This is a genomic window from Maritimibacter fusiformis, assembly GCF_008086115.1.
Lineage (GTDB): Bacteria > Pseudomonadota > Alphaproteobacteria > Rhodobacterales > Rhodobacteraceae > Muriiphilus > Muriiphilus fusiformis.
The window spans coordinates 270,548-294,428 of the sequence record NZ_VSIY01000006.1 but is presented as its reverse complement, the minus strand read 5'-3'; the positions used below and the strand labels follow the sequence as shown (position 1 = coordinate 294,428).

Genomic DNA, 23,881 nt, shown 5'->3' with positions numbered 1-23,881 from the left:
GGACAGCCGATGACGGCCTATGACGACCTGATGGCGCATGAGCGCCAGACCCGCGCGCTTGGTCAGATCGCCGGCCGGCTGGCCTGGGACCAGGAAACCGTGATGCCCGACGGTGCCGCGCCGCAACGCGCCGAGGAGAGCGAGGCGCTGGAACACGTTCTGCACGCCAGGCGCACCGATCCGCGGGTCGGCAACTGGCTGGACGAGATCGACGAGACGGCGCTGGACGAGGTCGGCCGCGCCAACCTGCGCCACATCCGCCGCCGGTTCGAGCGCACCAGCCGGGTGCCGGTGAAACTGGCCGGCGAGATCGCGCGCGTCACCTCCAGCGCCCAACGCGTCTGGGCCGAGGCCCGCGCCGCCAGCGACTTCACGGCCTTCGCGCCGGTGCTGGCGAAGGTTGTGGCCCTGAAGCGCGACGAGGCGGCGGCGCTGGCCGACGGCGGCGACACCTATGACGCGCTGCTTGACGACTACGAGCCGGGCGCGACCGGGGCCGAATTGCAGGCGATGTTCGATGCCCTGCGCCCGCGCCTGGTGGCGCTGCGCGACCGGGTGATGGGGGCCGCGCACCAGCCCGCGCCACTGAAGGGAACCTTCGACGAAAAGGCGCAGATGAAGCTGGCCCGCGCCCTGGCGCGCAGCTTCGGCTACGACATGCGCCACGGCCGTCTCGACAAGGCGGTGCACCCGTTTTCCTCGGGCTCCGGGCTTGACGTGCGCATCACCACCCGCACCAACCCGGATGACCCGTTCAACTGCACCTATTCCACCATCCACGAGACCGGGCACGCCTGCTATGAGCAGAACATCGACCCCGACTATCTGCTGACGCCGCTGGGCGAGGGCGTGTCGATGGGTGTGCACGAAAGCCAGAGCCGCCTCTACGAGAACCAGATCGGCCGCTCGCGCGCCTTCACCGGCTGGCTGTTCGACCGCTACCGCGCGGCCTTCGGCGATCTGTCCGCACCGGATGCCGAGGCGTTCTGGGGTGCCGCCAACCGGGTGCATCCCGGCTTCATCCGCACCGAATCCGACGAGATCCAGTATAACCTGCACATCATGCTGCGTTTCGATCTCGAACGGCGCATGATCGCGGGCGATTTGGCGATGGACGACCTCGAAGAGGCCTGGAACTCGCGTTTCGCCGCCGATTTCGGCGTCGAGGTCGACAATCCGGCCAATGGCGTGTTGCAGGATGTGCACTGGTCGGTGGGGCTGTTCGGCTATTTCCCGACCTATGCGCTGGGCAATGTCTATGCCGGCTGCCTGATGCAGGCCCTTGCCAGGGCCACGCCGGATCTCGAGGCCCGGCTGGTCCGCGGCGAGGTGGCGTCGGTCACAGCCTGGCTTGCCGCCAATGTGCAGCGGCCCGGTGGGCTGCACGAGCCGAAAGACCTGATCGAACGCGCTTGCGGCACCCCCCCGAGCGAGGCACCGCTGCTCGACTACCTCGACGCGAAATTCGCCGAGGTTTACCGCCTCTGATCGGCCAGTGGCCCGGCCATAAAGTGGTGACGACAGCGCAACGCCGCGCCTATCCGAATCCGGCGACCAGGTGGCCGGCGCCGTAGGCGAGCGCGGCGCAGAACCCACCGACCGCCAGGGTCTCGCCGACGCAGCGCACGAGGGTCTCACGCGTGACCGACCAGCGCAGCACCCCGAGAAGCGTCAACGCCGTCGCCGTGGCCAGAACCGAGATGCCGGCCGTCGCCGCGGTTTCGGACGCGACGATGAAGGGCAGGATCGGGATCGCGCCGAACGCGATGAAGGACAGGAAGGTCATCAGCGCGCGCATGCCCAGGTTATGGGCCTCGGGCGCCTCCATGCCGTGATCGTAGCGCAGGCTGAGGTCGGCCATCAGGGTGGGGCTGGTGGCAAGGTGGTCGGCGGTGTGGCGGGCGTCCTCGACGGCCAGCCCCTGACCGATCAGATGCTCGGCAAGGCGGTCGGCGGCGGCGTCGGGGTTGGCGCTGGCGATCTGTTCCGCCTCGACGTGGCGGGTGGCGTAGAGGTCGCGGTTCGAGCGCCCCGACAGGAATTCGCCCAGCCCCATGCTGACGCCGTCCGCGGCCAGGTTGGCGATGCCGAAGATCACCACCGCAAGCGTCCCGATCGCGGCGGTGCCCTGCGCCTCGGCGCCGGCAAATCCCGCGACCACGGCGAAGGTGGTGATGATGCCGTCGTTACCACCATAGACGATCTGTTTGAGGTAGTCGCGAATCGTGTCGCGGGCGGCGGTCATCGGCATGGGAGGGGCTCCGTTTTGTGCCGCGACGATAGCCGCGCGACCCGCGCACGGCCTGCGGCCCGTTGCCGCAGGCTCAGCCCTTCTGGCGCCCGACCCGGCGGATGTCCTCGATCAGCGCTCGGGCCCGCGCCTCGGCGCGGCGCACCCGGACGGCGGTCATATAGGCTTCTTCCAGCGTGGTCGACGAGGCGCCGATGGTCTTCTTGACCTCGTCGACGATGTCTTCGTCACCGGTCTCGCGCTCGACCTCGAGCACTTCCTGGGCCAGTTTGTCGGCCACCTGGTTCAGGATATCCATCGCGCGATCCTCAGCGGGTGGTTTCGGTCAGGCGGCGGCGGACATAGGTGTCGACGGTGGCGATCATCTGATCCATCTTGTCGTTCTCGAAGAAATGCCCGGCCCCCTCGATCTCGGTATGGGTCACGGTGATGCCCTTCTGTTCATGCAGCTTTTCCACCAACGCGTCGGTATCGGCGGGCGGTGCCACGCGGTCGGCGGTGCCGTTGATGATCAGGCCCGAGGCCGGGCAGGGCGCGAGGAACGAGAAATCATACATGTTGGCCGGCGGCGACACCGAGATGAAGCCGGTGATCTCGGGCCGGCGCATCAGAAGCTGCATGCCGATCCAGGCCCCGAAGGAAAAGCCCGCGACCCAGCAATGCTTGGCGTTCTGGTTCATCGACTGGAGATAGTCGAGCGCCGAGGCGGCATCGCTGAGTTCGCCGACGCCCTGATCGTATTCGCCCTGGCTGCGCCCGACACCGCGGAAGTTGAACCTGAGCACGTTGAAGCCCATGTTGTGAAAGGCGTAGTGCAGGTTGTAGACGACCTTGTTGTTCATGGTGCCGCCGAACTGCGGATGAGGATGCAGCACGATCGCGATCGGCGCGTCCTTTTCCCGGTGGGCGTGGTAGCGGCCTTCAAGCCGGCCTTCGGGGCCGGGAAAAATCACCTCGGGCATTTGGTCACGGTCTCTCCTTGCCCCGATTTCTTGACGAAAATAATCGGGCAAACTAATAGGTAAACCGCCCCGGGGTCCGGGGAGGCGTCTTGGTTCAACTAATGGCGGGCGTGCCCGCCGTCAATGTTTTGAAAGGGTAAGGCGATGAAGCTTTCGACCAAGGGACGCTATGCCATGGTGGCGCTGGTCGATCTGGCGTTGCAGCCGGACGGGGCGTTGTCCTCGCTGACCGATCTGTCCAAGCGCCAGCATATTTCGCTGCCCTACCTCGAACAACTGTTCGTCAAGCTTCGCCGCGCCGGGCTGGTGGAAAGCGTGCGCGGACCCGGCGGCGGCTATCGCCTGGCCCGGCCCTGCGCCGAGATCCGGGTGTCGGACGTGCTGGAAGCGGTCGACGAGACGGTGAGCGCGATGCACACCGGGGCAGGGGCCTCGGGCGCGATCTCGGGCTCGAAGGCGCAATCGCTGACCAACCGGCTGTGGGAGAGCTTTTCGGCCCAGGTCTATGTGTTCCTGCACCAGACCCGGTTGTCGGATGTGGTGCACAACGAACTGGCGCCGTGCCCGGCGGTGCCGGGGCTGTTCCAGATCGTCGACGAAGCCGATGAGTCCGAGGCCGCCACCCCCGAAGCCGATCCCGCGATCTGACCCGCCAAGCGAAGGAGCGGCCTATGGCCCGCGTCTATCTCGACTGGAACGCCACCGCGCCGCTGCGCCCCGAGGCCCGGGCCGCGATGCTGGCGGCGATGGACGCCATCGGCAACCCGTCCAGCGTTCACGCCGAGGGCCGCACGGCCAAGGGCATCGTCGAGACCGCGCGCCGCAAGGTGGCCGCGGCGGTCGGGGCCGAGGGGGCCGACGTGGTGTTCACCTCGTCCGCGACCGAAGCCGCGGCGCTGGCGCTGGCCGGGCGCGGCATCGCCTGTTCGCCGGTCGAGCACGACGCGGTGGCAAGCTGGTGCGAGGCGGTGCTGGCCACCGATCGCGCCGGGCAAGTGACGGTGCCCGATCCGGCCCGCGCCGCGGTGCAACTGGCCAACAGCGAGACCGGCATCATCCAGAACCTGCCCGAGGGCCTGGCGCTGACCGACGCGACGCAGGCGTTCGGCAAGATCCCGTTCGCCTTCAACTGGTCCGGCGCCGACATGGCAATTGTCTCGGCCCACAAGATCGGCGGGCCGAAAGGCGTGGGCGCGCTGATCCTCAAGCGCGGGCTGGACGTTGAGGCGCGGATCACCGGCGGCGGGCAGGAAATGGGCCGCCGATCCGGCACCGAGAACGTCATCGGCATCGCCGGTTTCGGCGCGGCGGCCGAGGCGGCGATGCGCGATCTTGAGGCTGGCGCGGCGGGAAAAGTCGAAAAACTTAGAAATATTCTAGAAAAGACATTGTCCGCGGCGGCAAAAGAGACTATTTTTGTCGGGAAAGACGCGAACAGGCTTCCCAACACCTCGTGTTTCATCACGCCGGGGTGGAAAGGGGAGACCCAGGTGATGGTGATGGACTTGGCGGGGTTTGCCGTTTCGGCAGGCTCCGCCTGTTCATCCGGCAAGGTCAGGCCCAGCCGCGTGTTGCGCGCGATGGGCTATGACGAGACCGAGGCAGCATCGGCGCTGCGCGTTTCGCTGGGGCCGCTGACGACGGAGGCCGAGGTGGTGGATTTCGCCACGGCCTGGCTGAGGGAACACGACAAGTTTCGCGCCCGCGCGCAGGTGTGACGGGCGAGACGAAGGAAAGGCAGACGATGGCTGAGATCAAGGACGCAGGCGTCAAGGAAGGCGTCGAGAAAGATACCGTCGAGGCCGTGCGCTCGCTGGGCAAGCGCTACAAATACGGCTGGGAAACCGATATCGAGATGGAATACGCCCCCAAGGGGCTGACCGAGGATATCGTGCGGCTGATCAGCCAGAAGAACGAAGAGCCCGAGTGGATGACCGAATGGCGGCTCGAGGCCTACCGGCGCTGGCTCAAGATGACCGAGCCCGCCTGGGCGATGGTCGACTATCCCGAGATCGACTTTCAGGACCAGTATTACTACGCCCGTCCGAAAAGCATGCAGGTCAAGCCCAAGTCGCTGGACGAGGTCGATCCCAAGCTGCTGGCCACCTATGAGAAACTCGGCATTCCGCTCAAGGAACAGATGATCCTTGCCGGGGTCGAGGGCGCGGGCGAAGTGCCCGCCGACGGCGCCAATTCCGAGCGCAAGGTGGCGGTCGATGCGGTGTTCGATTCCGTCTCGGTCGGGACCACGTTCCAGAAGGAGCTGAAGGCCGCCGGGGTGATCTTCTGCTCGATCTCCGAGGCGATCCGCGAACATCCTGAACTGGTCAGGAAATACCTTGGTTCGGTCGTGCCGCAGTCCGACAACTTCTATGCCACGCTGAACTCGGCGGTGTTTTCCGACGGCTCGTTCGTCTACATCCCGCCGGGTGTGCGCTGCCCGATGGAATTGTCGACCTATTTCCGCATCAACGCCGAGAACACCGGCCAGTTCGAGCGCACCCTGATCATCGCCGACAAGGGCAGCTATGTCAGCTATCTCGAAGGCTGCACCGCGCCCAAGCGCGATGTCGCGCAGCTTCACGCGGCGGTGGTCGAGATCGTCATCCTCGACGATGCCGAGGTGAAATACTCGACCGTGCAGAACTGGTTCCCCGGCGACGAGAACGGCAAGGGCGGGATCTATAACTTCGTCACCAAGCGCGCCGATTGCCGCGGCGATCGCGCCAAGGTGATGTGGACGCAGGTGGAAACCGGCTCGGCGGTGACGTGGAAATACCCGTCCTGCATCCTGCGCGGCGACGACAGCCAGGGCGAGTTCTATTCCATCGCCATCACCAACAACTTCCAGCAGGCCGACACCGGCACCAAGATGATCCACCTCGGCCGCAACACCAAGTCGCGGATCGTGTCCAAGGGCATCTCGGCTGGCCGGGCGCAGAACACCTATCGCGGGCTGGTCTCGATCCATCCCAAGGCCAAGAACAGCCGCAACTTCACCCAGTGCGACAGCCTGCTGATCGGTGACAAATGCGGCGCGCATACGGTGCCTTACATCGAAGTCAAGAACAACTCGTCGCGGGTCGAGCACGAGGCCACCACCTCGAAGGTCGACGAGGACCAGATGTTCTATTGCCAGCAGCGCGGCATGGGCGAAGAGGCCGCCGTGGCGCTGATCGTCAACGGGTTCGCCAAGGAGGTGCTGCAGGCCCTGCCGATGGAGTTCGCGATGGAAGCGCAACAGCTTGTCGCGATCTCGCTGGAAGGCAGCGTGGGGTGATGGCCGCCAAGCGCCGGAACCAACCGGCCCGGCCGAGGCTGGCGCCGGTGCTGGGCCACCCGGGGCGCCTGCGCCCCGGCACGCGGCGGCTGACGCTTCTGATCCTCACCTTCGTGTTGGTGTTCGTGCTGTCGATGGCGCATGACGAGATCGTCGCGGAACTGGTCGCCGCCGGCTGGATCGCGCCAAGCAAGGCCTGGCTGGGCGAGATCGCCTTCGGGCTTGCGCTGTTCGTGGTCTGGGGCTGGCTGACGCTGATGCTGGTTCAACTGGTCAAGGCGCGCACCGAAAACGAGATCGGGGGTGCGTCGGGAACACGGGGCGCACCGGGAAAGGACGCAGAATGATCGTCACGACCACGCCTTCCGTCGAGGGCAAATCCATCACCGCCTATCACGGCATCGTCGTCGGCGAGGCGATCCTGGGCGCCAACATCTTCCGCGACCTCTTTGCCGGGGTGCGCGACATCGTCGGCGGCCGCTCGGGCGCCTACGAAAAGGAACTCGGCCGGGCGCGCGAAACCGCGCTTGGCGAAATGCAAGACCGCGCGCGGGCGATGGGCGGCAACGCCGTCGTCGGCGTCGACCTCGACTACGAGGTCATCAACAACATGCTGATGGTGTCTGCCTCGGGCACGGCCGTCACAGTCGAGTAGGAGAGAAACATGCTCAAGATCAACAACCTGCACGTCAAACTTGAGGAAGAGGACAAGCAGATCCTCAAGGGCGTCGACCTGGAAGTCCCTGCCGGTGCCGTGCATGCCATCATGGGGCCGAACGGCTCGGGCAAGTCGACCCTGTCCTATGTGCTGTCGGGCAAGGACGGCTATGTCGTGACCGAGGGCAGCGCCACGCTCGAGGGCCAGGACCTGCTCGACCTCGAGCCGGACGAGCGCGCGGCGGCGGGCCTGTTTCTGGCCTTTCAATACCCCGTCGAGATCCCTGGCGTCGGCAACATGACCTTCCTGCGCACTGCGCTGAATTCGCAGCGCAAGGCGCGGGGCGAAGAGGAACTCAGCGCCACCGACTTTCTCAAGATGATCCGCGAGAAGGCCAAGGCGCTCAAGATCGACGCCGAGATGCTCAAACGCCCGGTCAACGTCGGCTTTTCCGGCGGCGAGAAGAAGCGCAACGAGATCCTGCAGATGGCGATGCTCGAGCCGCGCATGTGCATTCTCGACGAGACCGACTCGGGGCTGGATGTCGACGCGATGAAGCTGGTGTCGGAGGGCGTGAACGCGCTGCGCGACAAGGGCCGGGCGTTCCTGGTCATCACCCACTATCAACGCCTGCTCGACCACATCAAGCCGGACGTGGTGCACATCATGGCCGATGGCCGCATCGTCAAGTCGGGCGGGCCGGAACTGGCGCTCGAGGTCGAGCACAACGGCTATGCCGGCATTCTTGCGGAGATGGCATGATGGCCCAGGCACTTGAAAAACCCGACGCGCTGGCGCTGCGCCTGGACGGGGCCGGCCTGCCCGAGGGCGGCGCCTGGATCACCGAGGCGCGCAAGGCCGCGCTGACCCGGCTCGAGGCGATGGGCCTGCCGGGGCGGCGCGACGAATATTGGCGCTTCACCCGGCCCGACAGCCTGAACGCCGCCGATCCTGCGCCTGCCGCAATGCTGCCGCAGGACGACGAGGCGCCGGTGTTTCATGCCATAGACCGGCTGAAGATCGTGTTCGTCGACGGGGTATTCGACCCGGCGCAATCCGACCCGCTGGACATGGCCGGGATCGAGATCGAGCGGCTGGCGGATGCGGCCCGGACCGATATCCACTGGGCGCGCGATGTCTACGGCGTGCTCGAGGCGCGCGGCCAGACCCCGGTGGCGCGGCCTTTCGGCGCGCTCAACACCGCCTATGCCAGCGATGGCGTTATGATCCGGGTGACCGGAAAGGCGGCGCGACCCGTCAGCCTGATCTACCGCCACGAAAACGCCACCTCGGACGCGGTGCTGCACCATGTCGTCAAGCTTGAGGCCGGGGCCGACCTGACCCTGCTCGAAGACGGCCCGGCGGCGGCGCGCTTCAACAACGTGCTGGAGGTCGAGGTTGCCGACGGGGCCGCCTTCCACCACGTCCGCGCCCAGGGGCGTGACCACGAACGCCAGGCGGTCACGCATATCTTCACCCGCCTCGGCACGGAATCGGTGTTCAAGAGCTTCACCCTCACCGTCAACGGGCGGCTGACGCGCAACGAATGCGTGATCGAGATGCTGGGCGACGACGCGGTCGCGCATGTCGCGGGGGCGGCGATGGGGGACGGCGATTTCCACCATGACGACACCGTGTTCGTCACCCATGACGCCCAGCGCTGCGAAAGCCGGCAGGTGTTCAAGAAGGTTCTGCGCAACGGCGCGGTGGGTGTCTTTCAGGGCAAGATCCTGGTCAAGCCCGATGCGCAGAAGACCGATGGCTATCAGAAGTCGCAATCGCTTCTGCTCGACGAGGATTCGACCTTCCTGGCCAAGCCGGAGCTGGAAATCTACGCCGACGACGTGGTCTGTTCGCACGGCTCGACCTCGGGGGCGATCGACGAGACCGCGCTGTTCTACCTGCGCTCGCGGGGGATGCCGGAACATATCGCCACCGACCTTCTGGTGCTGGCCTTCCTTGCCGATACGATCGAGGAAATCGAGGACGAGGCCATCGCCGACGACATCACCGGGCGGCTCGACGCCTGGCTCAAACGCCGCCGGGGCTGATGTCGGTCGCCGGCGACATCCTGCGCGCCTACCGCGCGCCCGGGGCGGTGTTCCGGGCGCGGCTGGGGCAGGGCGTGCGCGAAGACCGTGCGCTGGTGGTGCTGATGGCGGCCTGCGGGCTGATCTTCGTGGCGCAATGGCCACGCCTGCAACGCGAAGCCTTTGAAACCGGGGCCGAATTTCAGCCGCTGATCGGCGGGGCGTTGTTGGCCTGGCTGTTCATCGTGCCGCTGGCGGCCTATGCGCTTGGCACGCTGACCCATCTGCTGGCCAGGATCGCCGGCGGCAAAGGCACCGGTTACGGCGCGCGGTTCGCGCTGTTCTGGGCGCTGCTGGTGGCCAGCCCGCTGTGGCTGCTTCACGGGATGGTGGCGGGGCTGATCGGGCCCGGGGTGCAGCTCGACCTCGTGGGGGTCGTTGCACTCACCGCCTTTCTGGTCCATTGGTCGCTCAACCTCTGGGCGGCGGAATGGGCATGATCTTCGATTGGGGCACTCTTTTCGGCATGGCGCTGCAAACCGTGCCCGAACCGCGCAAGGTGGCGCGAGACCTGTTCGCGCTGGCCTATCCGCGCGCGGTGCTGTGGCAGGTTCTGGCGCTGATCCTGGTCGCGTCGTCCTTCATGGGCGTGATCTCGTCGATCCTGTTCCCGGTCGACCCCGACCTGATGGGGCCGCTGTTTTCCAACCCGATGCTGCTGGCGGTGTCGGAGGCGTCGATCTCGGTCATGACCGTGTTCGCGATCTACTGGGTCGGGCGCATGGCGGGCGGCACCGGCCTGTTCAAGGACGCGATCCTGACGGTGATCTGGCTGCAATTCGTGCTGTTGATCGTCGAGATCGGGGTGCTGTTCTTCGGCCTGTTTGCCCCGATGATGGCAACGCTTCTGTGGATCATGGGCGGCACCTTGGGGTTCTGGATTCTGACCCATTTCATTGCCGAGATGCACGAGTTCCGCTCGCCCGGGATGGTGTTTCTCGGGATCATCCTGACGATTTTCGCGATGGTCGTGGTGATGTCGGTGGTGCTGGCGATGATCGGGATCGGCGCGGACACGAGACCTGGAGAATTCTGAATGTATGACGTGAACAAGGTGCGGGCGGATTTCCCGATTCTCGCGCGCGAGGTGAACGGCCAGCCGCTGACCTATCTCGACAACGGCGCCTCGGCGCAGAAGCCGCAGGCGGTGATCGACGCGGTCACCCGCGGTTACGACAATGAATATGCCAATGTTCACCGGGGCTTGCACTACCTTTCCAACCTGTCCACCGACCGCTACGAGGCGGTGCGCGGGATCATCGCGCGGTTTCTGAACGCCGGCTCCGAGGACGAGATCATCCTGAACTCGGGCACCACCGAAGGCATCAACATGGTCGCCTATTCCTGGGCCGCGCCCCGGATGGTCGAGGGCGACGAGATCGTGCTGTCGACGATGGAGCATCACGCCAACATCGTGCCCTGGCATTTCCTGCGCGAACGTCAGGGCGTGCGGCTGGTCTGGGTCGATCCCGAGCCCGACGGCAGCCTCGACCCGGCCAAGGTGCTGGCCGCGATCACGCCGCGCACCAGGCTGGTGGCGGTCACCCATTGCTCGAACGTGCTGGGCACGGTGGTGGACGTGAAAACCATCGTCGCGGGTGCGCATGACAAGGGCGTGCCGGTGCTGGTCGACGGCTCGCAAGGGGCCGTGCACATGAAGGTCGACGTGCAGGACATCGGGGCGGATTTCTATCCGATCACCGGCCACAAGCTCTATGGCCCCTCCGGCTCCGGCGCGATCTATGTGCGCGCCGAGCGTCTGGCCGAGATGCAGCCTTTCATGGGCGGCGGCGACATGATCCGCGAGGTGACCAAAGACGCGGTCAGCTACGCCGATCCCCCGATGAAATTCGAGGCCGGCACCCCGGCCATCGTCCCCACCATCGGGTTGGGCGTGGCGCTGGAATACCTGATGGATCTGGGCATGGACAACGTCGCGGCCCACGAGGCGCGGCTGGCCTCCTATGCGCGCGAACGGTTCAAGGCGTTGAACTGGCTCAACATTCAGGGCGACGCACCGGGCAAGGCCGCGATCTTTTCGATGACCGTCGAGGGCGGGGCGCATGCTCACGATATTTCCACGATCCTCGACAAGAAGGGCATCGCGGTGCGTGCAGGCCATCACTGCGCCCAGCCGCTGATGGAGCATCTGGGCGTGCCGGCCACCGCGCGGGCCAGTTTCGCGCTCTACAACACCGAGGCCGAGGTCGACCGGCTGGTCGAGGGGCTGGAGTTGTGCCACAGGCTGTTTTCCTGACCTGACCGACCGCCCCGGGCAGGCGGGGCACGGCGCTACTGCCCGTCCAGCAGCACCGTTCCGACCGGCGGCCCGTTCTCCCATTTGCCCGACAGCCCCTTGTCGCGCCCAAGCGCGAAGGCGGCCGCCATGAACACCGGATCGAACGGCAGATGCGGCTCGGCCGGGATCGCCTGGTCGATGCTGGCCAGCCGGAAACGCGCCCCGATCCTGCGCGCGAAATCCGCGATCGCGCCGACCCCGCGGGCCAGGTTGTATTTCTCCAGCGAGGCCAGCGCGCGTTCCGCCACGCGGATCGACTGTTGCTCGATGACCGCGAAACTCGGCGCGATCTCGGCGTTCACGATGGTGCTGATCCTGGGGCACAAACGGGCAAGCGACGGATCGGTCCAGAGCGCGTCCGGCACCATGTAAATCTGGCTCATCACGCCCCCGTCGGCGTGCAGTTCGTCGAACTCGACCCCGTTGCCGATGACCGCGATGCGCACCGGCGGCAGGATCGCGGGAATGCTGGCCGAGGCTTGCAAAAGGTCGGCCATCAGCCGCACCCGGTCGGGCTGGCCCGAGGCCGCGATCGCGCCGAGATCCCAGACCACGTTGCGCTGCGCGTCGAGGTTTGCGGTGACGATCAACAGCCGCGCGCCCTGATCGTGGCGGGCCGCGATCCGGTCGCAAAAGGCGGCATCGACATGGCCGTCGATCAATTCGCGCAAGGGGGCTGCGGGGATCGCGCTTTGGCCGAATACGCCGGACATCAGTGAACGGCTGCGGTTCAGCCGGTCGGTCGAGGCGCCGGTGAACACGTTGGCAAGCGCCGCGTCGGCCTCCGACCCGATGAATGCGAAGGGCGCGATCAGCGCGCCGGCGCTGACCCCGGTCACCAGGTCGAACCGGGGCCGGTCGCCGTGTTCGCTCCACCCGCTCAGCACACCCGCGCCAAAGGCCCCGCCGGCCCCGCCGGACGACAGCACCAGCCACTCGGCAGGCCGCGCCCCTTCGACACAGCCGGGCAGGAACACGTCCTGCCGGGCCGCGATCTCGTGGGCCGGCGCATCGACATAAAGCCTGATGTCGCCATAGCCCGGCACCCGCGCCGCCAACTGGTCGGCCAGGCTGTAGGGGATGCGCGGCGGTGTCGTGCGCCTGGCGATCATCGACACGAGATAGGGCAGCATCGCCCGTCGCGCGGCAGCGGCGGCTGCGACGGGAACGGCTTTCTCCGCCAATGGTTCCTTGTCGCGCATCGTAGGTCTCCCACGCTTTGGCGCAATGCGGCCCCGGGCAAGACAGATACCGTGATCCTAGAAACGTCGCGCACGTTCGTAAACGCGGTGGGCCGGACACAACTGCGTGTGCCGCTGTTCGGTCAGCGGCTGCGGGCGCGGATCACCCACCACAGGCCCTTGAGATCGGTGCGAAAGCGGTCGACCACCAACGCGACCGCGATCACCTCGGCGGCGGCGAGGGTGGCGAGGCCCATCGACAGCGCATAGGCCCAGGGCACGAAGCCGTGGACGAAAAGCGTGACGAAAAACAGGGTCAGCGCAACGTCGGCCAGCTTGAAGGACCACAGGTGAAAGGCGGGCAGGCGGCCAAAGCGGATCAGCGTGACCGCCGTGGCCAGCGTCAGCGTGCCGAGAAACAGGCCCAGCCAGAACGGATCGTCCAGGAACGGCTGACGCTCGAACACCCACACCCCGGTCAGCCCGGCGATCAGCGTGGCGCTGTCGGCCAGCGCGTCGAGCCGCGCGCCGAGTTTGGTTTCTTGCCCCAGCCAGCGCGCCAGGATGCCGTCGGCGGCATCGGTGGCGAGGCTGACCAGCATCAGGATCGAGAACGCCAGCCGCAGGTCGGTCAACGCCGCCCAGGCCACCACCGGCGCCGCCGCGAGGCGATAGGCCGAGAGCGCGTTGGAGATCGTCCAGACCGATTGGCCCGCCCGCATCTCAGCCGTCCCCGTGGATCAGCCCGAGCCCGCGCAGGTAGACGCCGATGCCGCTTTCCAGCAGATCCTCGGGCGGGAAGGGCGACTTGGTGCCCGGCGCACCGCGTCCGAACAGCTCCACCACACCATGCGCCAGCGCCCAGATGTGGGCCGAGACCATGCGCGCCGGCGGGCGCTTGTCCTCGGGCAGTTGCGTCATCAACTCGCCCGCCGCCTTCTCGATCACCCCCAGTGCGCGGCCCGCGACGCGCGACAAATCCGAGGTCCGGTTGATCGACACGCCGCTTTCGAACATCGCGACGTAATGGCCCGGAAACCGGCGCGCGAACGCCAGGTAGGCGCGACCCGTCGCCTCCAGCGAGGCCAGCGCCGAGGGCTGGCCCTTGGCATAGGCATGTTCCATCAGGTCGGCGAATATCTCGAAGCCCTGGCGCGCGGCCTCGGCGATCAGGTCTTCGCGCCCGGCGAAATGGCGATAGACCGCTGCGGGGGTGACGCCGGCGGCCTTGGCGGCCTCCGACAAGGTGAACCCGGTCGGCCCCTTCTCCTCGATCAGCGCCAGTGCCGCGTCGACCAGCGCCTGGCGCAGGTTGCCGTGGTGATAGCCGCGTTTCTTGGCCCGCCCCACCATCACATCGCCCCGGCGGGGCCGCGCCCCTCAGCCATGCCAAAGCTCCGGCCCGCCGGCGATCTTCGCATCGGGCGCCTGTGCCACAACCGGGTTCTTCCCGGCATAGTCGATGCCCGACAGCACCGTCTGGATCGCCGCCAGACGGGCGCGATACTTGTCGTCCGAACGGATCACCGTCCAGGGCGTGTGCGGGCGGTGCGAGGCGGCGAAGGTCTCGGCGATGGCGTCGGTATAGGCGTCCCAGCGGTTCAGCCCCTCGACGTCGATCGAAGACAGTTTCCACTGTTTCAGCGGATCGCGTTCGCGTTTGAGAAACCGGCGCAGTTGCTCGGGCTGCGAGACGTTGAGCCAGATCTTGACGAAATGGATGCCCTCGTCGACCAGCATGTCCTCGAAGTCGGGCAATTGCCGGAAAAAGGCGGCGCGCTCGGCCTCGGTGCAAAAGCCGAACACCTTTTCCACCACGCCGCGGTTGTACCAGCTTCGGTCGAACAGCACGATTTCGCCCGCCGTCGGCAGGTGGCGGATGTAGCGCTGGAAATACCATTCGCCCGCCTCGCGGTCCGAGGGTTTGGGCAGGGCCACGACCCGGGCGACGCGCGGGTTCAGGTTTTCGCGGATGCGCTTGATGGTGCCGCCCTTGCCGGCGGCATCGCGTCCCTCGAACACCGCCACCAGGCGCTTGCCGGTGGCTTTCACATCGGCCTGAAGGCGCACCAGTTCGAGCTGCAACGCCTTGAGCCGGTCCTTGTAGGTGTTTTTGTCCATCCAGCGGTCATAAGGGAAATCGTCGATCAGGATGTCCTTCTTGTCGCCTTCGGCGATGGCCTCGCGCACCCAGGCCGGCGCGGCCTCGTCGTGGTAGCGGGAAATGGCACCGTCGAACGGAAGGGACATGAAAAGAGCCTTTCAACTGGTCCGAGCCAGTATCGCTATTTGACGCCCGCGCGCAATGCGGCCCGGTCGATGGCGTCGACCACCCTGGCGGTCTCGGCGTAGTGCGGCATGTGGCCCACGCCGCGCAGCCGGGTCAGGCGGGCGTTGGGTATGGCCCGGGCCAGCGGCACGCTTTGCAACTCGGGCGGCAGAATCTGGTCACGGTCGCCATAGACGATCTCGACCGGCAGGTAGAGCGAGGCGTAGCGTTTCGACATCTCGGCAAGGTAGCCGGGCAGGTCGCGCACCTGCTGCGTGCCAGCGCGGATGGTTTGCTGCCTGAGCGCCAGGTCGACGCCGGAATGGTCGAGGAAACTCTGCGGCGGGCTTTGCGGGGCAAAGGCGCGGGCCAGGGCGATCTCGACATATCGCGGCGGGGTAAGCGCGGTGATCAGGGGCACGGCGCGCTTGTTGCCAAGCTCGGTCGCGCTGATCTGGTAGTAGAGCGGCAACTCGCCGTCATAGGGCATCACCGCGCCCGACAAGAGCACGAGCGCCGCCGCCGCGTCCTGCGATTTCATCGCCCAGGCCAGCGCCACCGAGGCGCCGACCGAATGGCCCAGCACGATCGGCCGGTCCACGCCCATCGCGCGCGCTGCCGCCCGCAACAACGTGGCCTGCTGCGCAGGACTTTCGCCGCGCGTGTTGTTCACGCCTTCATAGGAGGCCGACGCCCGGTCGGTATAGCCGTGGCCGGGCCGGTCGAAGGCGATCACCCGGTAGCGGTCGGTCAGGCGCGGCGCCAGCACGTCGACCAGGTCGCGCAAATTCGAGGCGCCGCCGTGGATCAGCACGAGATCCGGCCCCTGGCCGCCGACCCAGACATGCACGTTGCGCCCGTTGATCCGCATGATCCGGCCCACCGGCGGCGTCGAGGACTCGATCCTTTCCTCGCGGCGGTCCGCGATCCGGCTGCAGCCGCCAAGGGCCAGCGCCGCCGCCCCCGCAAGGCCGCCCAGCAGGTGCCGGCGGTCGGGCCGTGCCATGTCCGCCTCGCGTCGGGTCATTTGCCGCGCCGATCCTCTCGTTCCTGGCCGATCCGGTCGATGTCGAACGGCGCGGTCAGATACATTTCGCTGACCCAGTTGGACATGAACAGGTGCGCGTGGCTGCGCCAGCGGTTCAATGGCGGCTGGCTGGGGTCGTCGTTGGGGTAGTAGTTCATCGGCACGTTGATCGGCACGCCCCTGGCCACGTCACGGTCGTATTCGTTCTTGAGCGTGTCGGAATCGTATTCGAAATGGTTGAAGATGTAGAGCGCGCGCTGGCCCGCGTCCTCGACCAGGCACGGCCCGGTCTCGGGCGAGCCCAGCAGCGTCACGAGGTCGGGGTCGGCGTCGATGTCGCTCTGGCGCACCTCGGTCCAGCGGCTCACGGGAATGACGAAATTGTCGGAAAAACCGCGCAGGAACGGTGATTTCGGCTGCAGGTTGCGTTGCGGAAAGCACCCGAACGCCTTGTGTTCGAGCATGTGTTTGTCGATGCCGTGGAAGTGATACAGCATCGCCATCCCGCCCCAGCACACGCCGAAGGTGGAATGCACGTTGGTGCGGGTCCAGTCCATGATCTCGACCATCTCGTCCCAATAGGTCACTTCCTCATAGGGCAGGTGCTCGATCGGGGCGCCGGTGATGATGAGGCCGTCGAACTTCTGGTCCTTCACCGCCTGGAACGGTTCGTAATGCGCGCCGATATGGGCCTGGCTGGTGGTTTTCGAGATATGTTCGGTCGGGCGCACCAGTGTCAGTTCCACCTGCAGCGGCGTGGCGCCGATCAGCCGGGCAAACTGGGTCTCGGTCTCGATCTTCTTGGGCATCAGGTTCAGCAGCGCGATCCGCATCGGCCGGATGTTCTGGCGCGCCGCCTGATCCTCGCTCATCACCATCACGCCCTCGCTGTCGAGGACGTTGAAGGCGGGCAGGGTGGCGGGGATCTTGATGGGCATCGTATGTCCTTGAAGGCGTTAGGGATAAATAGGCAGGCGGTCAGCGGGCCTCAAGGGCGCGCGCGATCAAGGCGTCGAAATCCGCAGCCGACTTCACGGCGGCGACATCGTCGGCGGCGACCTTGATCCCCCAGTTGCGCGCCATTGCCGCATATCTCGGCTGGCGGTGCGCCAGCGCACGGGCATAGGTGGCGCGCATGAAGTCGTCGGGGTCAACCTGATCCTCGGCCACGCCCTTGTCGGACAGGTAGTCGGCCCAGGCGGCGTGCAGGAACTCGGGCTGGTAATACATCGGCTTGGGCGCGGCGGTGAAGCGGCGCACAAGCTCTTCGGTGTGATCTTCCGACCCTTCGATCCAGACCAGCAAAAGGTGCTGCGACAACTCGGTCAGCACCGGGTCGGCGGCATCGTCGGGGTCCACCACCTCGCAGATCGAACCCGACGAGTCGCAGACGAAATTGTCATAGCCATAAAGCGCCCGCGCCCGGTCGATGAAACGCGTGGTGTCGAGCATCGCGGCAATCTCGGCGGCCCGGTGCAATTCCTGCCGGCGCATGTATTCGGCAAACGGCAAGCCGCCCCTGTCCGGGTCTCCGGGCTTGCCCAGATAGGTCGAGAGAGGGGCGAGGTTGTTGAAGGTGATGTTGGACGCGATGTAGATCGAATCCGACAGGAGCAACCGGCGCAGAAACGGGTTCTTCATCGCCTCGGCCTTGAAGTTGTCGACGATGTGCTCGCCCATGTAGCGCGTGCCAATGCGGTAATCGACCGAGTAGTGAAACCACCCGCCCGCGCCGCGCAGGATGTTGGACAGATAGGTCTTGCCCAGCCCCGACATGCCGAACAAAAGCACGTGCTTGCCGGTCGCGTTGTGCCAGTCGTCCGCGCTTTGGTAGATCATCTCGGCTCCCTCATGCTGGCCGTTTGGTAGCCAGCGCCGGGCGGGCGGTCAAACCCTATCGCGCGCCTGCCGGAAACGCCGCACCAGCCGACCGTCGATCACCACCAGCGCCAGCGCGATCAGCGCAAAGCCCGCGAAGGCGCGCGGCGGCAGGGTTTCGGCCCGCACCAGCGCCCCGAGCCCGACCGCCACCGGCACCACCAGCAGCGTGACCAGCAGGAGGTTTCCCGACCCGGCCAGCGCCAGCACCCGGTAGTAGATCAGATAGGCGACCGCGGTGATGACGACCGCGTAATAGGCGATCGCGGCGAGCGCGGGCAGGGGCAGCGCCACGGGCAGGGGGCCTTCGACAACCCAGGACAGCGGCAGCATGATCAGGCTTGCCCCGGTCAACATGCCCAGTGCCGCGATCTCGGGGCGAATCCCGGCCAGCATCCCGCGCCCCCAGGCCCCGGCCAGCGCATAGGAAAAGGTCGAGGCCAGCATCGCCATCTGCGCCAGCGAACGTGGGTCGAAGCTGGTCAAGGCCGACGGCCCCATCGTCACCACCACCCCGGCAAAGCCCAGCCCCACGCCGGTCATCTTGCGCGCCGTCAGGCGCTCGTCGGCAAAGACGGCGGCGGCGACCAGAACGCCGAAGATCGCCGCGCTTGCATTGAGGATGCCCGCAAGCCCCGACTCGATGCTCGTCTGGGCCGTGGCCTGCAGGCTGAACGGCACAGCGTTGTTGAGAAACCCCATCACCAGCAGCGCGCCCCACAGGCGGGGATCGCGCGGCAAGGGAAAACGCCGCCACAGCACGTAGGCCCACAGAACCAGTGTCGCCCAGAGCACCCGGTGCGTGACCACATGCAACGGCACCATGGTGTCGAGCAGCGTGCGTGTCGCAAGGAAACTGCCGCCCCAGATGAAGGCGAGCATCGCCATCAGGAACCAGGCGCGCGGAGAGAGGGAAGCTTGGGTCATGCCCCCGCTCTAGCCCGGTCCGCACGGCGAGGCGACCCGGAATTTGCGCATTGTGGGATACCGGCCCAGCCGCGCATGCCGGTGGCCCGGCAAAAGGCCGACGCGGGGCCACGCGGGCCGGCTTCCCGTGGCTTGACCCGATCCGGGCCGGCAACTACGGTTGCCCGTCCCGACAGGTGGGAAAACTCCGAAATGATATTCCGCCACGTGCGCCGCGAATTGCCCAAGATCGTCGATCCGACAAGGTTCGGGGGCAGGCTGCGCTTCGCACAGGGCCGCCTGGGCTTGAACGACTTCATCCGAATCAAGGACACCCCGTTGCAGAACGCGGGCTTCGGCGTGCCGAAGTATCCGATGGCCGACCTCGCCGACATGCCGCGCCGGGTCTATCTCTATTGGGACAAGGGGTTCGAGCAGGCGCCCGAGTTGGTGCGCATCTGCGCGAAAAGCTGGCGCGTTCAGAACCCCGACTGGGAGATCACGCTGCTCGACGCCACCGCCGCGCAGACGATCGTCGACCGAACCGCCTTGCCGGCCAACATCCGCGAGGCGCATTATTCCGACATCCTGCGCACCCGGCTTCTGGCGCAACACGGCGGCGTCTGGGCCGATGCGACCCTGCTTGCGCTGCGCCCGCTGGACGACTGGTTGTTGCAGATCATGACACAGACCGGGTTCTTCGCGTTTTCGCGCGAAACCCGCGACCGGATTATGGCAAGCTGGTTTCTGGCCGCGCGCAAGGACGATGCGGTCGTCGCGGCGATCGACGCCAGGGTGCAGAGGTTCTGGAACGGCGACCGCCCCGATCCGCTGCCGTATTTCTGGTATCATTACCTCGTGGAATACCTGCATCGCACCGACCGCCGCGTCGCACGCGCCTGGGTCGACATGCCCGGCCTCAACGCCCACCCGATGCTGTTGATGTTCCTGGCCTACAAATACCGCACGGATCTCGGCCCGCATGTCGACCTGATCCGGGCAATGCCGCTGCAAAAGCTCAACTACAGAATCGGGATCGACACTGGTGCGCTTGAACGCGATGTGCGTCTCATCGCGCCCGCACTGGCCGATCGGCTGTTCTGACCGGCGGGCGGGCGAAATCGCATCACGCCAGCATGTCGACGGACACCCGCGATTGCAGCCCGATCATCCCCAGAATCCCCCAGACCCCGGCCCGCAGCGCGTTGCCCCACAGCTTGACCGACCCGGTGGCCGCCATCACGATCGTGCCGCGCCGGCCATAGACCGAAAACGCGCTCGAGGCGCAGGCCACCTCCGGCGTCAGCCCGGCCCAGGAAAAGCTCAGCCAGGCGCGCCAGACGTGAAAACCCTCGGTCACCAGCAAGATCTGCGGCGTATCCTCGAGGAAGGGCTTGGAAAACAGCGCGTTCTGCAGCGTCGAGGCCGACAAGGTCTCGGCACTGATCGCCTCGATGGGTATGCCTGCAGCCACCGCGCGCGCCTGCATCAGCCCGCCCCCGGTCATCCCGTCCCAGCCGCCGCCCGTCAGATGCAACCGCGGCGCCGCGCCCCGGTCAAACAGCGCGATGGCCGCGTCGATCCGGTCGCGCGCATCGGCATTCAGATCGCCATCCTCGAACCCGGCGCCGGGCACAACGATAACGTCGAACCGCCCCGCGATGCTGTCGCAGGACGGCGAGAAATACGCCGATCCCAGCGTCACCGCCGCTCCTGCCACGAACGCCACCAGGGCGGCGATTGCGCCCTTTCGGATCACTCCCACTCGATGGTGCCCGGCGGTTTCGAGGTGATGTCATAGGTCACGCGGTTGATGCCCTTGACCTCGTTGATGATCCTGGTCGCGGTCTCGCCTAGGAACTCGTGGCTGAACGGGTAGTAGTCCGCCGTCATGCCATCCACCGAGGTGACCGCGCGCAGCGCGCAGGCGAAATCGTAGGTGCGTCCGTCGCCCATCACGCCGACCGTGCGCACCGGCAGGATCGCGACGAAGGCCTGCCAGATCTCGTCGTAAAGCCCGTGGCGGCGGATCTGGTCGATATAGACCGCGTCGGCCTTGCGCAGGATCGCCAGCTTTTCGCGGGTGATCTCGCCGGGGCAGCGGATCGCAAGGCCGGGGCCGGGGAAGGGGTGGCGGCCGATGAAACTGGCGGGCAGGCCCAGTTCGTGCCCCAGCGCGCGCACCTCGTCCTTGAACAACTCGCGCAGCGGCTCGACCAGCTTCAGCCCCATCTTTTCGGGCAGGCCGCCGACATTGTGATGGCTCTTGATGGTGACGCTCGGCCCGCCGGAGAACGACACGCTTTCGATCACGTCGGGATAGAGCGTGCCCTGGGCCAGGAACTCGGCCCCCTCGATGCCGCCCGCGTATTTCTGGAACACGTCGATGAACAGCCGCCCGATGGTCTTGCGCTTTTCCTCGGGGTCCGAAACGCCCTCGAGCGCGCCGAGAAACAGCTCGCTTTCCTCGGCATGGATCAGGGGGATGTTGTAGTGGTCACGAAACATCGCCACCACCTCGTCGGCCTCGTTGTGACGCAAAAGGCCATGATCGACGAACACGCAGGTCAGGTTCTCGCCGATCGCCTCATGGATCAGCACGGCGGCCACCGAACTGTCGACTCCGCCCGACAGGCCGCAGATGACCTTCTTGTCGCCGACCTGTTCGCGGATCAGCCGGATCGCCTCGTCGCGGTAGGCCTCCATCGTCCAGTCGCCGGTAAAACCCGCCAGGCGCACGAAATTCTCGTAAAGCGTCCTGCCGTTCGGGGTGTGATGCACCTCGGGGTGGAACTGGACGGCATAGAAGCGGCGCGCCGGGTCGGCGGCTATCGCGAAGGGCGCGCCGGGCGAGGTGCCCAGAACCTCGAAACCCGGGGCCAGGGCCGCGACGTGGTCGCCGTGGCTCATCCAGACCTGCTCGCGCCCCTCGAGAAACCAGCCGAACAGGAAATCGTCCGACCGGCCCGCCGGCTCGACATAGGCGCGGCCGAACTCGGCGGTGGCGTGTTCGCCCGCCTCGACGGTGCCACCAAGGTCCTGCATCATCACCTGCTGGCCATAGCAGATGCCCAGGATCGGCACGCCCAGTTCATAGACCGATTTCGGCGGCCGCGGCGAGCCGGGGCGCATCACCGAATCCGGCCCGCCGGAAAAGATCACCGCCTTGGGCGCGAAGGCATCGAGAAAGGCATCGTCGACCTTCTGGTAGGGATGGATTTCGCAATAGACGTTGAGTTCACGCAGGCGCCGCGCGATGAGCTGCGTCACCTGGCTGCCGAAATCGATGATGAGAAGGCGGTCATGCTGGGTCATGCCGCTGATTAGGACGCGCCCGCGCGGCTGGCAAGGCTGAATGGGGGGTTTGCGCCCCCCACGCGCCCAAACTTGCAACCCGGACGTGGGGGGCAGACAGCCCCCCGGCGCGGTGTCGTTTTCGCGCGCGATAAGTCGCAAACCCGAGAGGGCTTCGACGCGGCCCGCGCTATCACGGGGAAACCTTGTCGAGGAGAGCGCGCGATGACCGATGAGAGCACAACCACCGACCCCACGCCACGCCGGACCCGGGGCGGCGGCGGGGCCGCGCGCCGGGCCGCGCGCAGCCAGGTCAGTTTCGACGTGTCCCCGGTGATCCAGCGGCGCATCCGCGACTACGATCTGCTCGACGACGAGACGCTCGACATCATCGAGCGCAACGCCGAGACCGTGCTGGAAGAGATCGGCGTCAATTTCGTCGAGAACCCCGCCGCGTTGGAGCGCTGGCGCGAGGCCGGCGCCGATGTGCGCGGCGAGCGGGTGCATATTCCGCGCGGGTTGGCGCGCAAGCTTTGCGCCACCGCACCCGCGTCGTTCGTCCAGCACGCCCGCAACCCGGAGCGTTCGGTCGAGATCGGCGGGCGCAGCCTGGTGCTGGCCCCGGTCTACGGCCCGCCCTTCGTGCGCGACGTGGCGGGCGGGCGGCGCTATGCCACGATGGCGGATTTTCGCAACTTCGTGCGCCTCGGCCAGATGTCGAAATGGCTGCACCATTCCGGCGGCACGGTGTGCGAGCCGACCGACGTGGCCGTCAACAAGCGCCATCTGGACATGCTGCTGGCGCATATGACGCTGTCGGACAAGCCGTTCATGGGCTCGGTCACCGAACCCAGCCGGGCGGCGGATTCGGTCGAGATGGCGGAAATCCTGTTCGGCAAGGACTTCGTTCAGGCCAACACGGTGATGACCAGCCTGATCAACATCAACTCGCCCCTGACCTTCGACGCCACCATGATGGGGGCGCTGGAGATCTATGCCGCGGCCAATCAGGCCTGCATCGTCTCGCCCTTCGTGGTCGGGGGCGCGATGGCGCCGGTGTCGGTGGTCGGGACGCTGACCCAGGTTCTGGCCGAGGTGCTGGCGGGGGTGGCCTATTCCCAGCTCGTGCGCCCCGGTGCCCCGGTGATCGCGGGGGCCTTCGTCACCTCGATCGACATGAACTCGGGGGCGCCCACCTTCGGCACGCCCGAAGCCAGCCAGATCACCTATGGCGCCGGGCAGCTGGTGCGTCGTCTGGGCCTGCCGTTCCGCTCGGCGGGGGCTTTCACGGGGTCGAAACTGCCCGATGCGCAGGCCGCCTACGAGACCGCCAACAGCCTCAACATGGGGCTGTTGTCGGGCGTCAACTTCATGCTGCACGCCTGTGGCTGGCTCGAGGGCGGGCTGGTCGCGAGCTTCGAGAAATTCGTGATGGACGCCGACCAGTTGGGCGCGCTGCACAAGCTGGCCGCGGGCGTGCCCGCCGACGAGGCGGCGCAGGCGATGGACGCGATCCGCGAGGTCGGGCCGGGCGGGCATTTCCTGGGCTGCGCCCATACGCAGGCACATTTCCGCGAGGCTTTCTGGCGCTCCGACATGCTCGACTACAAGCCGTTCGAGACCTGGGACGAGGAGGGCGCGCGCGACACCGAGGCACTGGCCAGCGCGCGGGTCGCCAAGCTTCTGGCCGACTACCGCGAGCCGGGCATCGACATCGCCCGGCGCGAGGCGCTGGAGGCCTATGTCGCCGAGAAGAAGGCCTCGATGCCCGACGCCTTCGCCTGAC

General features: G+C 66.7%; 26 protein-coding genes. 13 read left to right on the top strand and 13 right to left on the bottom strand.

The window, feature by feature from the left end:
• Nucleotides 1-9 precede the first annotated feature (9 nt).
• Entirely contained in the window at nt 10-1,488 is a 1,479-nt protein-coding gene (locus FVF75_RS10465) for a carboxypeptidase M32 (RefSeq protein WP_148377912.1), read from the top strand.
• A 49-nt stretch (nt 1,489-1,537) separates the two neighbouring features.
• On the opposite strand, the gene FVF75_RS10460 is transcribed toward FVF75_RS10465, so the two are convergent.
• The 3 genes from FVF75_RS10460 to FVF75_RS10450 form a co-directional block, all read right to left on the bottom strand.
• A complete protein-coding gene (locus FVF75_RS10460) occupies nt 1,538-2,251 on the bottom strand; it encodes a VIT1/CCC1 transporter family protein (RefSeq protein WP_148377911.1) in 714 nt (237 codons plus the stop codon).
• A gap of 73 nt (nt 2,252-2,324) precedes the next feature.
• On the bottom strand, nt 2,325-2,549 hold the full coding sequence (locus FVF75_RS10455; protein WP_148377910.1) for a hypothetical protein: 225 nt from the start codon (nt 2,547-2,549) through the stop codon (nt 2,325-2,327).
• 10 nt (nt 2,550-2,559) lie between these two features.
• Complete coding sequence (locus FVF75_RS10450; RefSeq protein ID WP_148377909.1) at nt 2,560-3,213, bottom strand: alpha/beta hydrolase; 654 nt, start codon at nt 3,211-3,213, stop codon at nt 2,560-2,562.
• Between the two features lie 144 nt (nt 3,214-3,357).
• Between FVF75_RS10450 and iscR the strand changes: the two genes are divergently transcribed.
• From iscR to FVF75_RS10400, 10 genes are read left to right on the top strand one after another with little or no spacing between them, the layout of a single operon-like run.
• Nucleotides 3,358-3,861 carry a Fe-S cluster assembly transcriptional regulator IscR gene (gene iscR / locus FVF75_RS10445; RefSeq protein ID WP_148377908.1) on the top strand — a complete coding sequence of 168 codons (504 nt, stop codon included), beginning with the start codon at nt 3,358-3,360 and terminating at the stop codon, nt 3,859-3,861.
• Nucleotides 3,862-3,884: 23 nt separating this feature from the next.
• Nucleotides 3,885-4,931 (top strand): cysteine desulfurase family protein, encoded by a 1,047-nt coding sequence (locus tag FVF75_RS10440; RefSeq protein ID WP_148377907.1) that lies wholly within the window; start codon nt 3,885-3,887, stop codon nt 4,929-4,931.
• Between the two features lie 26 nt (nt 4,932-4,957).
• Entirely contained in the window at nt 4,958-6,493 is a 1,536-nt protein-coding gene (gene sufB / locus FVF75_RS10435; protein WP_148377906.1) for a Fe-S cluster assembly protein SufB, read from the top strand.
• Complete coding sequence (locus FVF75_RS10430; protein ID WP_148377905.1) at nt 6,493-6,840, top strand: hypothetical protein; 348 nt, start codon at nt 6,493-6,495, stop codon at nt 6,838-6,840. The genes sufB and FVF75_RS10430 overlap by 1 nt, the downstream gene beginning before the upstream one ends.
• Nucleotides 6,837-7,148: a heavy metal-binding domain-containing protein gene (locus FVF75_RS10425; protein ID WP_148377904.1), complete on the top strand. Its 312-nt coding sequence runs from the start codon at nt 6,837-6,839 to the stop codon at nt 7,146-7,148. The genes FVF75_RS10430 and FVF75_RS10425 overlap by 4 nt, the downstream gene beginning before the upstream one ends.
• Nucleotides 7,149-7,157: 9 nt before the next feature.
• Nucleotides 7,158-7,913: a Fe-S cluster assembly ATPase SufC gene (gene sufC, locus FVF75_RS10420; protein WP_148377903.1), complete on the top strand. Its 756-nt coding sequence runs from the start codon at nt 7,158-7,160 to the stop codon at nt 7,911-7,913.
• Entirely contained in the window at nt 7,913-9,202 is a 1,290-nt protein-coding gene (sufD, locus tag FVF75_RS10415) for a Fe-S cluster assembly protein SufD (RefSeq protein WP_148377902.1), read from the top strand. Before sufC ends, sufD begins: the two co-directional genes overlap by 1 nt.
• A complete protein-coding gene (locus FVF75_RS10410) occupies nt 9,202-9,681 on the top strand; it encodes a YIP1 family protein (protein ID WP_148377901.1) in 480 nt (159 codons plus the stop codon). The genes sufD and FVF75_RS10410 overlap by 1 nt, the downstream gene beginning before the upstream one ends.
• The gene (locus FVF75_RS10405; RefSeq protein ID WP_148377900.1) at nt 9,678-10,277 is read left to right on the top strand and encodes a Yip1 family protein; all 600 of its coding nucleotides are present in this window, start codon (nt 9,678-9,680) and stop codon (nt 10,275-10,277) included. The genes FVF75_RS10410 and FVF75_RS10405 overlap by 4 nt, the downstream gene beginning before the upstream one ends.
• Nucleotides 10,278-11,498, top strand: a complete 1,221-nt coding sequence (locus FVF75_RS10400) for a cysteine desulfurase (protein WP_148377899.1) — start codon at nt 10,278-10,280, stop codon at nt 11,496-11,498.
• 35 nt (nt 11,499-11,533) lie between these two features.
• On the opposite strand, the gene FVF75_RS10395 is transcribed toward FVF75_RS10400, so the two are convergent.
• From FVF75_RS10395 to FVF75_RS10360, 8 genes are all read right to left on the bottom strand, one after another.
• Nucleotides 11,534-12,742, bottom strand: coding sequence for a patatin-like phospholipase family protein (locus FVF75_RS10395; RefSeq protein WP_148377898.1), 1,209 nt, complete (start codon nt 12,740-12,742; stop codon nt 11,534-11,536).
• Between the two features lie 122 nt (nt 12,743-12,864).
• Complete coding sequence (locus tag FVF75_RS10390; RefSeq protein ID WP_148377897.1) at nt 12,865-13,443, bottom strand: CDP-alcohol phosphatidyltransferase family protein; 579 nt, start codon at nt 13,441-13,443, stop codon at nt 12,865-12,867.
• A 1-nt stretch (nt 13,444) separates the two neighbouring features.
• The gene (locus tag FVF75_RS10385; RefSeq protein ID WP_148377896.1) at nt 13,445-14,074 is read right to left on the bottom strand and encodes a TetR/AcrR family transcriptional regulator; all 630 of its coding nucleotides are present in this window, start codon (nt 14,072-14,074) and stop codon (nt 13,445-13,447) included.
• A gap of 27 nt (nt 14,075-14,101) precedes the next feature.
• Entirely contained in the window at nt 14,102-14,971 is an 870-nt protein-coding gene (ppk2, locus tag FVF75_RS10380) for a polyphosphate kinase 2 (RefSeq protein WP_148377895.1), read from the bottom strand.
• Nucleotides 14,972-15,006: 35 nt separating this feature from the next.
• The gene (locus FVF75_RS10375; RefSeq protein WP_148377938.1) at nt 15,007-15,996 is read right to left on the bottom strand and encodes an alpha/beta fold hydrolase; all 990 of its coding nucleotides are present in this window, start codon (nt 15,994-15,996) and stop codon (nt 15,007-15,009) included.
• A 17-nt stretch (nt 15,997-16,013) separates the two neighbouring features.
• The gene (locus FVF75_RS10370) at nt 16,014-16,955 is read right to left on the bottom strand and encodes a homoserine O-succinyltransferase (protein ID WP_148377894.1); all 942 of its coding nucleotides are present in this window, start codon (nt 16,953-16,955) and stop codon (nt 16,014-16,016) included.
• Between the two features lie 40 nt (nt 16,956-16,995).
• A complete protein-coding gene (locus FVF75_RS10365) occupies nt 16,996-17,856 on the bottom strand; it encodes an ATPase (protein WP_148377893.1) in 861 nt (286 codons plus the stop codon).
• Nucleotides 17,857-17,904: 48 nt separating this feature from the next.
• Nucleotides 17,905-18,822: a DMT family transporter gene (locus FVF75_RS10360; protein ID WP_148377892.1), complete on the bottom strand. Its 918-nt coding sequence runs from the start codon at nt 18,820-18,822 to the stop codon at nt 17,905-17,907.
• 192 nt (nt 18,823-19,014) lie between these two features.
• Between FVF75_RS10360 and FVF75_RS10355 the strand changes: the two genes are divergently transcribed.
• Complete coding sequence (locus FVF75_RS10355; protein ID WP_187393042.1) at nt 19,015-19,905, top strand: capsular polysaccharide synthesis protein; 891 nt, start codon at nt 19,015-19,017, stop codon at nt 19,903-19,905.
• Nucleotides 19,906-19,927: 22 nt separating this feature from the next.
• On the opposite strand, the gene FVF75_RS10350 is transcribed toward FVF75_RS10355, so the two are convergent.
• Complete coding sequence (locus FVF75_RS10350) at nt 19,928-20,566, bottom strand: YdcF family protein (protein WP_148377890.1); 639 nt, start codon at nt 20,564-20,566, stop codon at nt 19,928-19,930.
• Nucleotides 20,557-22,116, bottom strand: a complete 1,560-nt coding sequence (guaA, locus tag FVF75_RS10345) for a glutamine-hydrolyzing GMP synthase (RefSeq protein ID WP_148377889.1) — start codon at nt 22,114-22,116, stop codon at nt 20,557-20,559. Before guaA ends, FVF75_RS10350 begins: the two co-directional genes overlap by 10 nt.
• Nucleotides 22,117-22,320: 204 nt before the next feature.
• Here guaA and FVF75_RS10340 point away from each other — a divergent pair, with 204 nt between their 5' ends.
• A complete protein-coding gene (locus FVF75_RS10340) occupies nt 22,321-23,880 on the top strand; it encodes a trimethylamine methyltransferase family protein (RefSeq protein ID WP_148377888.1) in 1,560 nt (519 codons plus the stop codon).
• Nucleotide 23,881 lies beyond the last annotated feature (1 nt).

What these genes read in the sequence shown, in the direction of transcription:
- FVF75_RS10465 (WP_148377912.1), top strand. Translation starts at nt 10, where the DNA reads ATGACGGCCTATGACGACCTGATGGCGCATGAGCGCCAGACCCGCGCG.
- FVF75_RS10460 (WP_148377911.1), bottom strand. Translation starts at nt 2,251, where the DNA reads ATGCCGATGACCGCCGCCCGCGACACGATTCGCGACTACCTCAAACAG.
- FVF75_RS10455 (WP_148377910.1), bottom strand. Translation starts at nt 2,549, where the DNA reads ATGGATATCCTGAACCAGGTGGCCGACAAACTGGCCCAGGAAGTGCTC.
- FVF75_RS10450 (WP_148377909.1), bottom strand. Translation starts at nt 3,213, where the DNA reads ATGCCCGAGGTGATTTTTCCCGGCCCCGAAGGCCGGCTTGAAGGCCGC.
- iscR (WP_148377908.1), top strand. Translation starts at nt 3,358, where the DNA reads ATGAAGCTTTCGACCAAGGGACGCTATGCCATGGTGGCGCTGGTCGAT.
- FVF75_RS10440 (WP_148377907.1), top strand. Translation starts at nt 3,885, where the DNA reads ATGGCCCGCGTCTATCTCGACTGGAACGCCACCGCGCCGCTGCGCCCC.
- sufB (WP_148377906.1), top strand. Translation starts at nt 4,958, where the DNA reads ATGGCTGAGATCAAGGACGCAGGCGTCAAGGAAGGCGTCGAGAAAGAT.
- FVF75_RS10430 (WP_148377905.1), top strand. Translation starts at nt 6,493, where the DNA reads ATGGCCGCCAAGCGCCGGAACCAACCGGCCCGGCCGAGGCTGGCGCCG.
- FVF75_RS10425 (WP_148377904.1), top strand. Translation starts at nt 6,837, where the DNA reads ATGATCGTCACGACCACGCCTTCCGTCGAGGGCAAATCCATCACCGCC.
- sufC (WP_148377903.1), top strand. Translation starts at nt 7,158, where the DNA reads ATGCTCAAGATCAACAACCTGCACGTCAAACTTGAGGAAGAGGACAAG.
- sufD (WP_148377902.1), top strand. Translation starts at nt 7,913, where the DNA reads ATGGCCCAGGCACTTGAAAAACCCGACGCGCTGGCGCTGCGCCTGGAC.
- FVF75_RS10410 (WP_148377901.1), top strand. Translation starts at nt 9,202, where the DNA reads ATGTCGGTCGCCGGCGACATCCTGCGCGCCTACCGCGCGCCCGGGGCG.
- FVF75_RS10405 (WP_148377900.1), top strand. Translation starts at nt 9,678, where the DNA reads ATGATCTTCGATTGGGGCACTCTTTTCGGCATGGCGCTGCAAACCGTG.
- FVF75_RS10400 (WP_148377899.1), top strand. Translation starts at nt 10,278, where the DNA reads ATGTATGACGTGAACAAGGTGCGGGCGGATTTCCCGATTCTCGCGCGC.
- FVF75_RS10395 (WP_148377898.1), bottom strand. Translation starts at nt 12,742, where the DNA reads ATGCGCGACAAGGAACCATTGGCGGAGAAAGCCGTTCCCGTCGCAGCC.
- FVF75_RS10390 (WP_148377897.1), bottom strand. Translation starts at nt 13,443, where the DNA reads ATGCGGGCGGGCCAATCGGTCTGGACGATCTCCAACGCGCTCTCGGCC.
- FVF75_RS10385 (WP_148377896.1), bottom strand. Translation starts at nt 14,074, where the DNA reads ATGGTGGGGCGGGCCAAGAAACGCGGCTATCACCACGGCAACCTGCGC.
- ppk2 (WP_148377895.1), bottom strand. Translation starts at nt 14,971, where the DNA reads ATGTCCCTTCCGTTCGACGGTGCCATTTCCCGCTACCACGACGAGGCC.
- FVF75_RS10375 (WP_148377938.1), bottom strand. Translation starts at nt 15,996, where the DNA reads ATGGCACGGCCCGACCGCCGGCACCTGCTGGGCGGCCTTGCGGGGGCG.
- FVF75_RS10370 (WP_148377894.1), bottom strand. Translation starts at nt 16,955, where the DNA reads ATGCCCATCAAGATCCCCGCCACCCTGCCCGCCTTCAACGTCCTCGAC.
- FVF75_RS10365 (WP_148377893.1), bottom strand. Translation starts at nt 17,856, where the DNA reads ATGATCTACCAAAGCGCGGACGACTGGCACAACGCGACCGGCAAGCAC.
- FVF75_RS10360 (WP_148377892.1), bottom strand. Translation starts at nt 18,822, where the DNA reads ATGACCCAAGCTTCCCTCTCTCCGCGCGCCTGGTTCCTGATGGCGATG.
- FVF75_RS10355 (WP_187393042.1), top strand. Translation starts at nt 19,015, where the DNA reads ATGATATTCCGCCACGTGCGCCGCGAATTGCCCAAGATCGTCGATCCG.
- guaA (WP_148377889.1), bottom strand. Translation starts at nt 22,116, where the DNA reads ATGACCCAGCATGACCGCCTTCTCATCATCGATTTCGGCAGCCAGGTG.
- FVF75_RS10340 (WP_148377888.1), top strand. Translation starts at nt 22,321, where the DNA reads ATGACCGATGAGAGCACAACCACCGACCCCACGCCACGCCGGACCCGG.